At 60.4% G+C, this 12,119-nt stretch carries 12 protein-coding genes and 1 pseudogene; 6 read left to right on the top strand and 7 right to left on the bottom strand.

Going from position 1 to position 12,119, the window contains the following annotated elements:
- Nucleotides 1-15 precede the first annotated feature (15 nt).
- Together rpsI and rplM are read right to left on the bottom strand one after the other, a co-directional pair.
- Nucleotides 16-408: a 30S ribosomal protein S9 gene (gene rpsI, locus CQW31_RS26260; protein WP_003260797.1), complete on the bottom strand. Its 393-nt coding sequence runs from the start codon at nt 406-408 to the stop codon at nt 16-18.
- A gap of 14 nt (nt 409-422) precedes the next feature.
- Nucleotides 423-851, bottom strand: a complete 429-nt coding sequence (gene rplM, locus CQW31_RS26255) for a 50S ribosomal protein L13 (protein ID WP_003260798.1) — start codon at nt 849-851, stop codon at nt 423-425.
- Between the two features lie 258 nt (nt 852-1,109).
- Here rplM and CQW31_RS26250 point away from each other — a divergent pair, with 258 nt between their 5' ends.
- Both CQW31_RS26250 and CQW31_RS26245 read left to right on the top strand, forming a co-directional pair.
- Complete coding sequence (locus CQW31_RS26250) at nt 1,110-2,150, top strand: NADP(H)-dependent aldo-keto reductase (RefSeq protein ID WP_054884641.1); 1,041 nt, start codon at nt 1,110-1,112, stop codon at nt 2,148-2,150.
- A 224-nt stretch (nt 2,151-2,374) separates the two neighbouring features.
- A complete protein-coding gene (locus CQW31_RS26245; RefSeq protein WP_178075590.1) occupies nt 2,375-3,295 on the top strand; it encodes a GlxA family transcriptional regulator in 921 nt (306 codons plus the stop codon).
- A gap of 117 nt (nt 3,296-3,412) precedes the next feature.
- Here the strand turns inward: CQW31_RS26245 and zapE are convergent, their stop codons facing one another.
- The 3 genes from zapE to CQW31_RS26225 all read right to left on the bottom strand — a co-directional run bounded on the left by zapE (nt 3,413) and on the right by CQW31_RS26225 (nt 6,683).
- Nucleotides 3,413-4,507 carry a cell division protein ZapE gene (zapE, locus tag CQW31_RS26235; RefSeq protein ID WP_054884642.1) on the bottom strand — a complete coding sequence of 365 codons (1,095 nt, stop codon included), beginning with the start codon at nt 4,505-4,507 and terminating at the stop codon, nt 3,413-3,415.
- A 165-nt stretch (nt 4,508-4,672) separates the two neighbouring features.
- Nucleotides 4,673-6,022, bottom strand: coding sequence for a tryptophan--tRNA ligase (locus CQW31_RS26230; protein ID WP_099815771.1), 1,350 nt, complete (start codon nt 6,020-6,022; stop codon nt 4,673-4,675).
- A 25-nt stretch (nt 6,023-6,047) separates the two neighbouring features.
- On the bottom strand, nt 6,048-6,683 hold the full coding sequence (locus CQW31_RS26225; RefSeq protein WP_099815770.1) for an alpha/beta hydrolase: 636 nt from the start codon (nt 6,681-6,683) through the stop codon (nt 6,048-6,050).
- A 135-nt stretch (nt 6,684-6,818) separates the two neighbouring features.
- Between CQW31_RS26225 and CQW31_RS26220 the strand changes: the two genes are divergently transcribed.
- Nucleotides 6,819-7,256, top strand: coding sequence for a YhcB family protein (locus tag CQW31_RS26220; RefSeq protein WP_027918018.1), 438 nt, complete (start codon nt 6,819-6,821; stop codon nt 7,254-7,256).
- Between the two features lie 151 nt (nt 7,257-7,407).
- Here the strand turns inward: CQW31_RS26220 and CQW31_RS26215 are convergent, their stop codons facing one another.
- Nucleotides 7,408-8,604 (bottom strand): methionine gamma-lyase, encoded by a 1,197-nt coding sequence (locus CQW31_RS26215; RefSeq protein ID WP_054884645.1) that lies wholly within the window; start codon nt 8,602-8,604, stop codon nt 7,408-7,410.
- 127 nt (nt 8,605-8,731) lie between these two features.
- Between CQW31_RS26215 and CQW31_RS26210 the strand changes: the two genes are divergently transcribed.
- The 3 genes from CQW31_RS26210 to CQW31_RS26200 all read left to right on the top strand — a co-directional run bounded on the left by CQW31_RS26210 (nt 8,732) and on the right by CQW31_RS26200 (nt 11,957).
- Nucleotides 8,732-9,211, top strand: coding sequence for an Lrp/AsnC family transcriptional regulator (locus tag CQW31_RS26210; RefSeq protein ID WP_099815769.1), 480 nt, complete (start codon nt 8,732-8,734; stop codon nt 9,209-9,211).
- Between the two features lie 113 nt (nt 9,212-9,324).
- The gene (locus CQW31_RS26205) at nt 9,325-11,700 is read left to right on the top strand and encodes an S-type pyocin domain-containing protein (protein WP_099815768.1); all 2,376 of its coding nucleotides are present in this window, start codon (nt 9,325-9,327) and stop codon (nt 11,698-11,700) included.
- Nucleotides 11,697-11,957: a bacteriocin immunity protein gene (locus tag CQW31_RS26200; RefSeq protein ID WP_099815767.1), complete on the top strand. Its 261-nt coding sequence runs from the start codon at nt 11,697-11,699 to the stop codon at nt 11,955-11,957. The genes CQW31_RS26205 and CQW31_RS26200 overlap by 4 nt, the downstream gene beginning before the upstream one ends.
- A gap of 35 nt (nt 11,958-11,992) precedes the next feature.
- Here CQW31_RS26200 and CQW31_RS26195 read toward each other — a convergent pair.
- Nucleotides 11,993-12,119, bottom strand: a pseudogene (locus CQW31_RS26195) (IS5/IS1182 family transposase); the annotation flags it as partial.

Here is a 12,119-nt window from a genome sequence, read left to right as displayed (position 1 = left end):
ACTGCCGAAGCGGTATTAACGCTTGGAGTACTGAGGACGCTTACGCGCTTTACGCAGACCCACTTTCTTACGCTCAACTTCACGAGCGTCGCGGGTGACGTAGCCAGCACGACGCAGAGCGCCACGCAGGGTTTCGTCGTATTCCATCAGAGCGCGGGTGATACCGTGACGGATAGCACCGGCCTGACCGCTGACACCACCACCGGAAACGGTGACGTAGATGTCGAACTTCTCAACGGTTTCGGTCAGCTCGAGCGGCTGGCGAACAACCATGCGAGCGGTTTCGCGACCGAAGAACACGTCCAGAGAACGGTTGTTGATGGAAATGTTACCAGTACCCGGACGCAGGAATACGCGAGCGGTTGCGGTCTTGCGACGGCCAGTGCCGTAATTTTGAGTCGCCGACATAATGAACTTTCCCGTTAGATCTTCAGTTCTTGAGGCTGCTGAGCAGTGTGTGGGTGAGCAGCACCCGCGTACACTTTCAGCTTGCGGTACATGTCGCGACCCAGCGGGTTCTTAGGCAGCATGCCTTTGACCGCGGTTTCGATAACACGCTCAGGGGCCTTGGCGATCAACTTCTCGAAGTTGATTTCCTTGATACCGCCTGGGAAACCGGAGTGGGAGTAGTACATTTTGTCGGAAGACTTGGCACCAGTCACACGAACCTGTTCAGCGTTGATGACGACGATGTAGTCGCCGGTGTCAACGTGAGGGGTGTATTCTGGTTTGTGCTTGCCACGCAGACGGCTAGCGATTTCGGTAGCCAGACGACCCAGGGTCTGGCCAGCGGCGTCGACTACGAACCACTCGCGCTTTACTGTTTCCGGTTTAGCAGTAAAAGTTTTCATTCTCTAAAGCCTCAGAGGCCGCCCAGCGAAAAATAGACGGCGAATCTTACTGGATAGTGCACAGCTTGCCAAGGGCAAGCGCGCAGCCGAACGCTGACGCTTTTGGGGGCTCGGGTCGGGCACGCCAATGTTCGACGGGGTTCTTCCTGCGTGGTGGTGCATCACTTCCGCCACGCGGAGAGGTGCAGAATTATCCAGATTGCGCGAAAAATTTCAACCTGCTTTGATGGGCTTCTTTTGCCAAGGAGTGTTTTCCCGATGGAATACCGCAAGCTCGGCCGTACCGACCTCGACGTCAGCGCCCTGTGCCTGGGCACCATGACCTGGGGCGAGCAGAACACCCAGGACGAGGCCTTCGAGCAGATTGCCCTGGCCAAGGCCAGCGGCATCAACTTCATCGACACCGCCGAGATGTATCCGGTGCCGCCACGCCCGGAAACCTATGCCGCCACCGAGCGCATCATTGGCAACTGGTTCCGTGCCAACGGCGATCGCGATGACTGGGTACTGGCCAGCAAGGTCGCCGGGCCCGGCAATGGCATCAGCCACATCCGCGACGGCCAGCTCAAGCACAACCGCCAGCACATCGTCGCCGCGCTGGACCAGAGCCTCAAGCGCCTGCAGACCGACCGCATCGACCTTTACCAGCTGCACTGGCCGGAGCGCAGCACCAACTTCTTCGGCAAGCTGGGCTACCAGCACTTGGCCAACGACCTGTTCACCCCACTGGAAGAGACCCTCGAAGTGCTCGACGAACAGGTACGTGCCGGCAAGATCCGGCACATCGGCCTGTCCAACGAAACGCCATGGGGCACCATGAAGTTCCTGCACCTGGCCGATAGCCGCGGCTGGTCGCGGGCGGTGTCGATCCAGAACCCTTACAACCTGCTCAACCGCAGCTTCGAAGTGGGCATGGCGGAGGTGGCTATCCGCGAGCAATGCGGCCTGCTGGCCTATTCGCCACTGGCATTCGGCATGCTCTCGGGCAAGTACGAGAACGGTGCCCGACCGGAAAAAGGCCGGCTGACCCTGTTCAGCCGCTTCGCCCGCTACTCCAACCCGCAGACCGTGGCAGCCTGCAGCCGTTATGTACAACTGGCCCGGGCGCATGGCCTGGACCCGGCACAAATGGCCCTGGCGTTCGTGACCCGGCAGCCATTCGTCACCAGCAACATCATCGGCGCAACCGACCTGGTGCAGCTGCAGAGCAACCTCGACAGCCTGCAGCTGAACCTCAGTGATGAACTGCTCGCGGGGATCGAGGCGATCCATCAGGAGCAGCCGAACCCGGCGCCTTGAGCTGAACCCGGTATCGGCTTCATCGCGGGTAAACCCGCGCCCACAGGGTTTGGTGCAGACCTTGAGGGGGCGGGGTAGACACAATCGCCAAAAAATAAGACGATCCAGCCGGTGATTGACCACTCTACCCTATAAGAACAATGACAATGATGTTTACCCAACCCTCCGCGTCGTTGCGGCGCGTCAGCATCCTGGCCATTGACAAGGTGTTCGCTTCGACCCTGATGCAGGCCAAGGATTTCTTCCACCTCGCCAGCTTGCGCTATAGCAAGCAGCTGGGCCTGGGCTTGCAGCCCATGTTCGAGATTCGCCTGGTGAGCCCCGATGCCCAGCCGGTGGACAGCTTCAGCAATGTGCAATTGCCGGTCGATGGCGGCCTCGACGATGCCGACGTCATCATCCTCCCGGCCTTCTGGGACGATTTCGACAACCTGCTGCAACGTTATCCACAGGTGCTGCCTTGGCTGCGCGAACAGCACGCCCGTGGCGCCGTGCTCTGCGCCGAAGCCAGCGGGGTGTTCTGGCTGGCCGAATCCGGCCTGCTCGATGGCAAGGAGGCGACCACCTACTGGCGCTTCTTCAACAGTTTCGCCGAGCGCTTCCCGAAGATCCGCCTGAACCAGGACAAGCATCTGACCGACGCCGACAACCTGTACTGCGCCGGCGGCACCACATCAGCCTGTGACCTGTACATCTACCTGATCGAGCGTTTCTGCGGCGCCAATGTAGCGCGTGCCGTAGCCCGCGATATCCTCTACGAGGTGCAGCGCAACTACACGCCAGGGCGCATGGGCTTCGGCGGCCAGAAGCTGCATCAGGACCTGATCATCCTGCAGATCCAGCACTGGCTGGAGGAGCATTTCGCCGACAAGTTCCGCTTCGAGGATGTGGCTCGCAACCATGGCATGAGCATCCGCAACTTCATGCGCCGTTTTCAAGGGGCGACCGGTGACAAACCGCTGCACTACCTGCAACGGTTACGCATCGAGACAGCCAAGGGATTGCTGTCGAGCACACGCAAGAGCATCAAGACTATCAGTTATGAGGTCGGTTATGACGATGCGAGTTTCTTTGCGAGGTTGTTCCGCCAGCACACGGAGTTGTCGCCAAACCAGTATCGGCAGCAATTCGTACAAGAGGCTTGAGGCCAATGGGGCTGCTTTGCAGCCCTTTCGCGACACAAGGCCGCTCCTACAGGGGAACGCGAATTTCTGTAGGAGCGGCCTTGTGTCGCGAAAGGGCCGCAAAGCGGCCCCAGTGTCCTAAGGCTTGTGCGCGCGCGACAGGAATTCGTGTGACTGCATTTCCAGCAAACGGCTGAGGGTCCGCTGGAATTCGAAGCTCAGGCGCCCGCCGGTGTACAGGTCCTTCAGCTCGACCTCGGCCGAGATGATCAGCTTGACGTTGCGATCGTAGAATTCGTCCACCATGTTGATGAAGCGGCGGGCGATGTCGTCGGTGGTGACGCCCATCTGCTCCACGTTGCTCAGCAATACGGCATGGAAGATCTTGCCCAGTTCGATGTAGTCGTTCTGGCTGCGCGGCCCGTCGCACAGGGCGCGGAAGTCGAACCAGGCAACGTCGTCGCAGGTGCGCAGGGCATTGATCGGGCGATTTTCGATCATCAGCACGTCGTTCTCGACGGCCTGGGTGCATTCCGGCGTCAGGGCCTTGAAGCTTGCGCGCATGCTCTGGTGCGCCGCGTCATCGAGCGGGAAGTGGTAAAGCTCGGCCTGCTCCAGGTGACGCAGACGGTAGTCGACGCCGCTGTCGACGTTCACCACGTCGGTGTACTGCTTGATCATGGCGATGGCCGGCAGGAAGCGTGCGCGCTGCAGGCCGTCCTTGTACAGGCCGTCCGGGACGATGTTGGAGGTCGCCACCAGCGAGACGCCGTTCTTGAACAGCTCTTCCATCAGGGTGCCGAGGATCATGGCATCGGTGATATCGGACACGAAGAATTCGTCGAAGCAAATCACTTTGGCTTCTTCGCTGAAGCGCTTGGCGATGATGGTCAGCGGGTTCTTCTCGCCTTTGAGGGTTTTCATTTCCTCATGGACGCGCTTCATGAAGCGGTGGAAGTGCGTACGCATCTTCTGCTTGAACGGCAGCGCTTCATAGAAGGTGTCGACCAGATAGGTCTTGCCACGCCCTACCCCACCCCAGAAGTACAGGCCTTTGACCGGCGTCTGCTCCTTCTTGCCGAACAGCTTGCCGAACACGCCCGGCTTGTTGTTCTGCGCGTGCACCAGGTCGTCGTACAGACGCTGCAGGTGACGTACCGCAGTTTCCTGCGCCGCGTCATGGAAGAAGTCGGGACGTTTCAGATCTGCTTGATATCGTTCTAGGGGCGTCATGATTTCGTTAGCGAGGCAACAAAAAACGGGCCGTCACTGTAGCGACAGGCCCGCTTAATGGCAATGCGACTTGCGTCAATATGCCTCATTCAAGGCATTTTTACGCTGTATGGCACCGGCTTCGCCGGTGATCGCGGGCAAGCCCGCTCCTACAGGCAATATGCCTCAGTCTTGTTGCGGCTGAAGCGCTACACGCAGGCTTTCGATCGCCGAATCACGGGCTTCGGCACTGCCGAACTGCGGCCCGTCGGCAACATGCTCGTCGTTCAGCCACAGGCTGAAGCCCAGACCGTCAACGCGCACCTCAGCGTCACCACCCTGCTGCAGCTGCTTGCTCACGGCGCCGGCGCTCTTGCCATCGGCGAAGCTGCGCGATAGCAGCAATTGCTCGCCATCGGCGGCCAGCAGGCGGAAGCGGAAGCTGCCGTCTTCATCACGGAAGCTGACGAAGCGCGCGCTCTTGGCGGCTTTTTTCTTCACTTCGGTGCTGGCCTGCACGCTGCTGCGGAACGAGCGCAGGCCCACGGCCTCACGCAGCTGCTCGAGGAACGGGGTGGCGATCTTGCGCGCCTTTGCGGCGCCAGCGAGGAGGATGTCCTCCAGGTCTGCCGGACGCGAAATCAGCTGGTGGTAGTGCTCGCGCTTCTCGGCCAGCTGGCCGTCGAGCAGCTGGAACAGGCGTTGCTTCGCTTCGCCCCAGCCCAGGCCCTGGAGCAGCTCTTCGCGGAACTCGGCGCACTGCGACGGCGTCGAGAACGCCTGGAACAGGGTGAACAGGTGCGAATTGTCCGGGTCCTTGGCTTCGCCAGGTGCCCGCGAGTCGGTGACGATGCGCGAAATGGCGTCTTTCATGTCCTTGGCGCTGGTGAACAGCGGGATGGTGTTGTCGTAACTCTTGGACATCTTGCGCCCGTCCAGGCCTGGCAGGGTCGCCACGCTCTCCTCGATCACCGCTTCCGGCAGGGCGAAGAAGTCGTTGCCCTGGCCGAACAGGTGGTTGAAGCGCTGGCCGATGTCACGGGCCATTTCCACGTGCTGGATCTGGTCACGGCCGACCGGCACCTTGTTAGCGTTGAACATCAGGATGTCCGCAGCCATCAGCACCGGGTAGCTGTACAGGCCCATGGTCACCCCGGCATCAGGGTCTTCGCCGGTTTCCAGGTTCTTGTCCACCGAGGCCTTGTAGGCGTGGGCGCGGTTGAGCAGGCCCTTGGCGGCGACGCAGGTCAGCAGCCAGGTCAGCTCAGGGATCTCGGGGATGTCGGACTGCCGGTAGAAGGTCACCTTGGCCGGGTCCAGGCCACCGGCAAGCCAGGTCGCGGCGATTTCCAGGCGCGAGCGCTGGATGCGCAGCGGGTCGTCGCACTTGATCAGGGCGTGGTAGTCGGCCAGGAAGTAGAACGAGTCGACACCCGGCTGCTGGCTGGCGACGATCGCCGGGCGGATGGCGCCGGCGTAGTTGCCCAGGTGCGGGGTGCCGGTGGTGGTGATACCGGTGAGGATACGCGTGGTCATGGGTGTTCGCTTATTCAGGCTTGACTCAGTTCGAAAGGCGCGGCAGCAGCAGATCCTTCAGATCGGTCAGCTTGCCATGGAAGAAGTGTCCGCATTCTGCCACTTTCAGCAGCTCATGGGGGCGCCCCAGTGCGTCGGACCATTCGTAAACCAGCTGCGGATCGACGACTTCGTCGGCCTCAGGCTGCACCACGGCGATCGGGCAGCGCTGCGGCAGCGGGAAGTCGGCGGTCAGGCGCATTACCGCCGGGGCGATCATGAACAGCTGCTGCAGCTCCACGCCTTGCGCTTCCAGGCGCCCGGCCAGGCTGGTGGCGACGAAGCCACCGAACGAGAAGCCCATGAGTACCAAGGGCAGCTCGGGATGCTGCGCGCGCAGCCACGCTGCGGCGGCCTCGGCATCGGCCACTTCGCCGGCACCCATGTCATGGTTGCCGGCGCTCTGGCCAACACCGCGGTAGTTGAAGCGCAGGGTCACGTAGCCGGCGTCACGTGCGGTGCGCTGCAGGGTCGAGACCACCTTGTTGAGCATGGTGCCGCCCTGGACCGGGTTGGGGTGGCAGATCAACACCGCACCGCGGGCATCGGCCACGTCCAGGTACAAGGCTTCCAGCTGGCCGATCGGGCCATCGATGAACAAGGGGGTTTCGCGGACAAGCAAGGCACTACTCCGTGACCTCGAAGGGGGTCGATTCGTCTAGGTGAGGAATTCTGTTCTGATTTGCGATCGCTCGCGGTATACAGCGCAGGTCTGAGCCGTTAACGTAAAGCAAAGCCGTTTATAGAGGAAGGACTCGTGGAACTCTCGCTCCTTGTTTGGTTGTTGCCAACCCTGGCCCTGGTCATCGGTGTGGCGGTCGGTTTCATCGTGGCCCGCCTGCTGCCCAACGCGGCGCCCAGCAGCACCCAGCGTCAGCTGGATGATATCCAGCAGCGCTTCGACAGCTACCAGAACCAGGTGGTTACCCATTTCAACAGCACTGCGGTTCTGGTCAAGAAGCTGACCCAGAGCTACCAGGACGTGCAGGATCACCTGGCCGACGGTGCCAACCACCTGGCGCTCGACGAGCTGACCCGCCAGCGCCTGCTGGCCGCCCTGCACTCCGAGGGCACCCAGGGCCCGCGTGACCGCCTGACCCCGCCGAAGGACACCGCTGAAGTGCCACGTGACTATGCACCGAAGTCGCCGAACTCGCCGGGCATGCTCGACGAGAGCTACGGGCTCAAGCGCTGAAATGAAGAAGGCCTCGCAAGAGGCCTTTTTCTTGGGCTGGATTCACTGGCCTCTTCGCGGGCACGCCCTCTCCCACAGGAACGGCGCAGGTTTTGAGGCTGCGCGATCTCTGTGGGAGCGGGCATGCCCGCGAAGAGGCCCGAAAGGCAACCTAGCTGCAAGCCTTCAGTGCCTGCCCCACATCCACCAGCAGATCCTCCACATCCTCCAGCCCCACCGACAACCGCACCAGCCCCTCGGAAATCCCGTGATGCGCCCGCTCTTCGGGGGTATAGCTGGAATGGGTCATGCTCGCCGGATGCTGCGCCAGCGATTCGGCATCGCCCAGGCTCACCGCCCGGGCAAACAGTTGCAGCGCATTCATGAAGCGCCGCCCGGCCTCGATCCCGCCCTTGAGCTCGAAAGCGATCATCCCGCCCGGCAGGCGCATCTGCCGCTGCGCCAGTTCATATTGGCCAAATGATGGCAGTCCCGGATACTGGATCAGCTCTACCTGCGGCTGACGCGCGAGAAACTCGGCAACCCGCTGGGCATTCGCGCAGTGCCGGTCCATGCGCAACGCGAGCGTCTTGATGCCACGCATCAACAGCGCGGCATCGTGCGGCGACAGCACCGCGCCCGTCATGTCCTTGAGGCCTTCGAGGCGAATCCGGTCCACCAGCGCCTTGCGCCCGATCACCAGGCCTGCGGTGATATCGCCGTGGCCGCTGAGGTACTTGGTCGCCGAATGCACCACCAGGTCCGCCCCCAGCTCCAGCGGCCGCTGCAGGTAGGGCGTGCAATAGGTGTTGTCGACCACGATATGCAGGTCATGCCCCCGCGCCGCTTCGGCCACCGCCGCGATATCGACCAATTGCATGTTCGGGTTGGCCGGAGTTTCGAAGTAGATCATCCGGGTCTTGTGGGTGATCGCCGCCTTTAGCGCCTTGGCGTCATTGAGGTCGACATGGCGGACCTTTACCCCGAACTCGCCGATGCCGTGGTGCATATAGGCAAAGGTGCAGCCATACACCGTTCGCCCGACAAGCAGCTCGTCACCGGGGCGCAACAGGGTCCATAGCGTCGAGGTGATGGCCCCCATGCCCGACGCCAGCGCCAGGCCCGCCTCGCCCCCCTCCAGTGAAGCCATACGCTGCTCCAGCAAGGCCAGGGTCGGGTTGGAAATACGGCTGTAGAAGTGCCCACCCTCCTCCCCGGCAAAGCACGCCGCGCCGTATTCAACGCTGGGGAAGGCATAGGTTGAGGTCTGGTAAACCGGTGGCACCAAGGCACCGCCGTGGGAAAGCGGGTCGTAGCCGTGGTGGATGGCGCGGGTGGAGAAACCGGTGTTGTTATGGGAGTCGCGCATGGCAACAGCCTCTGGTGGTTTGTTATAAGCTTATGCCACCGAGCTGCCTGAATTTTTCCAAAATAGCCCACGCGTTCCCGACTGTTTTGGAATGAAAACAACAAATACGACACCAGGAGGGCAAATCATGCCTTCAAGCCTCGACCGTACCGACCGCGCTCTGCTCGCGGCCTTGCAGGACAACGCCCGCCTTACCGTTTCCGAACTCGCCGACCAGGTTGCCTTGACCACCTCGCCCTGCTGGCGACGGGTCAAGTTGTTGGAAGACAACGGCTATATAACCGGGTACCAGGCCATTTTGTCGCCCAAGTCACTAGGGTTCGGGGTGACAGCATTCGTCAGCATCATGATGGATTCGCATACCAAGGAGATGGCGCTGGCGTTCGAGCAGAGGCTGATGGAAATCCCCGAGATTGTTGCATGCCACAACATCTCCGGGCGGTATGACTTTCTGTTGGAGATACTGGCCCGGGATCTGGAATCGTTCGGAGAATTTACCCGGGAAGTGCTGCAGCGGTTGCCGGGGGTGAAGGAGATTTATTCGAGTTTTTCCTACAAGGCGGTTAAGGAAAAACGCGTTATTCCTGTCTCTGAAAAGCACATTTGAATCAGATCTTTCGAGTCAGCAGGAATACTCCTACTGCTTGACGAGCAGCGCCTGACATACAGGAAAAACTGCCCGGAGCACGCTTGCCATGTAGCGATTAGGAGGATGACTACATGGCTCAAGATGAAACTATCAAATTTGGTAAATCATTCCGTGATGCCGGCGGTACGCTGCATACGAATGAGGGCGTCTGGACGCGCGCGCCAGCCCCAGACCGGGCATCTCTCTCCCCATTGCCCCCATTGACCGGGAGCGGCTATGGCGGCTGGGGGCTGGATGCAGGGCGACCTCGAGGTACTGGAGGGCCAAGCCCCTTCGCCCGGGAGAAAGGCTGGCGAACGGTTTTCGGCGAGGAACTTGAATCCGTCAACAATGGCCACGCCGATGAATATGCGCCCGCCCTTCAGCAGCTTCCCGCGCAAATCGGTGCTGAACGCGCTGCCATTGATCAACAAGCAATCGCAGGGGCGGGTGGCAACCCTGGCCGGCATGCGGAGTTACGCCAACAGCTCAACACAACGAGCTTGCAACAGAAGCGCGCCGAGTATCTTCAAGTCGCCCCAGTGGCAACAGGCTTCTACGGCGCCCTTCCTTTTTACAAGCGCTACGACTCCTTTGCCAGTCGGTTGAACGACGACGGTGCATTCCCGATCGGTACCTCCGCCGAGGAATGGGGGCGGCGAGTCTGGGAAACGTACGGCGCGTCGGTGGATGCCGCCTACCGCCTGCACATCGCAGCGCAGAAGTTTCAAGCACTGGCGGCGGACCTGCCGGAAATGGCTCGTCAGGTCGACGAGGCAGAGCTGGCACAGCCTGTTGTCGACCTCCCCAGAGCAATCGAACGGCGTGCTGGGCAAATTCACCAGGAGCAGCAGATCTGCTTCGACTGCCTGCCCAACTTCCTGCAGCACCAAGTGGCTCAATCTACCCCAACCCAGGAAAACGATACCCTCACCCAACGCTTGTCGGCGTATGCAAATGCCACCAATGCGCTCATCGCGGCGAAACAAGCCGAGGTACCCGCGTTCAGCGAATCCAACCCGAACATCGTCGGGCCACTTTCCAAGCCACAAGTCGAGGCGCTGCAACACCTCGCCGATGAACAGGCCACCCGCCGAGCCGGCATGCTTTGGGCGGACTATCACCGGGCCCTGGCGCTCACAGAGTCCATTCGCTATTTGCAGCAGTTCAGCGCGGCCATGGCAAACCTCAGCCAGCGGGCGCTTGTGGTGGAGCAACTGCTAGCAAGGCTCGAGGCGGAACGTGCAGCCGCCGAGGAAGCTGCTCGACAGCAGGCCGAGGCCGAGCGGATAGCTGCCGAAGAGGCTGCACGTCAGCAAGCAGAAGCCGAACGAATAGCCGCTGAAGAGGCCGCACGGCGCCAAGCCGACGCTGCGCGCCAAAGCATCAGCTACATCAATGACACCCTGACTGCCGCATCCGCGACGGCATTCATTCCAATTGGCGCCGCAACCTTTGCTGGCGAACTAGCTCCAGCGGCCGTTCGCGCAGCAATCATTGCGGCAATAGGTCGATTAGCTACCCCAGCCGTAGCTTCCACCAACCCCTTGCTCGTAGCCGTTCTCTCGGCAGTATGGCCTTCGACACTGGGTTACGCGGAAAGGCGGTACCTGATCAGCACGCCCCTTTCCAGCCTTGCTCCACCTGGCGGGCCTGACTTGGACACCCTTGCCCTTTCGTCAGCAAGCATCGACCTGCCTTATCTATTGGCAGGTAGTGAAGAGGAAAGCGGCATCGGCCTGTATGTGGTGCCAGGCGGAAAACCGGTGGCCGTAAGGGCGGCGACCTTTGATACAGAACGGCAGGTTTACAGCCTTGCACTGGAGAACCCGCAGCGCATCCTGACCTGGACACCCGCCAGCCCGCCCGGAGGTGATGAAGGTAGCTCCACGAGCCTGCCACCCGCTCCGCCGGGCACGATTGTTTACACTGGCAGTAGCCTGAGGCCGGTAAGCAATGAAACGGAAGGTTATCCAGCACTGGATCTGCTTGATCAGGAACGGCTGATCATCACCTTCCCGATCGACTCGGGATTGCCACCTATCCTGGTAGTGTTCAAGAGTCCGAGGTTTGAGGCTGGGACCTCCATTGGACAAGGCGTGCAGGTTACAGAGACATGGCGCGCGCAGGCCGCCAACCGTGAAGGTGCGCCAATCCCTGCTCAGATTGCCGATCTGCTGAGAGGTGTTGAATTCAGAAACTTTGATGCGTTCCGGCGACGGTTCTGGAAGTCTGTGGCTAACGATCCTGAACTTTCTAAACAGTTCAGTGAAAGGGATCTAGTGCGCATGAGGAAAAATGGAAATGCACCATTGGTGAATGACGAGGACATTTACATGAGCCAGATGACCTTCGCAATCCATCACGTGCTACCAATAAGTGAAGGCGGTGGTGTTTACGACCTGAGCAATTTGAGAATCGTAACGCCAAAGGTGCATAACACCATTCATTACGGAGAAAAGCCATGACACTCAAGGAAAAACTAAGTGATTACACAGAGCAGGAATTCCTGGAGTTTCTAGCTGAAATCGACAGAGCAAACGAGGACGAGCCGGACGAGGTACTCATGCCTTTGCTGCAGCATTTCAGGAAAGTAACTGAGCATCCTTCTGGAATAAATCTCCTGTATAGGCCAGCTACTCCGGAGGATGGTAAACCGGAGAAAATTGTTGAAATTATTAAGTCTTGGCGTCTAGCCAACGGAAAAAGCGGCTTTAAGTCATAACCAGCATATGCCCCGCTTTACGGGGCATATCACTCCTAGGCTCTGTACGAAAAGAGATGTCGCAAACACCGCATGGAGCAAGCCAGTGAGACCATGGCGGCATAACTTTTCGCGAGCTTGTCGAAGCGGGTCACGATCCGGCGGTTCTCTTTCAGCCAGCCG

Source organism: Pseudomonas sp. 382, assembly GCF_002759075.1.
Classification (GTDB): domain Bacteria; phylum Pseudomonadota; class Gammaproteobacteria; order Pseudomonadales; family Pseudomonadaceae; genus Aquipseudomonas; species Aquipseudomonas vlassakiae.
This window is presented reverse-complemented; position numbering and strand designations above follow the sequence as displayed.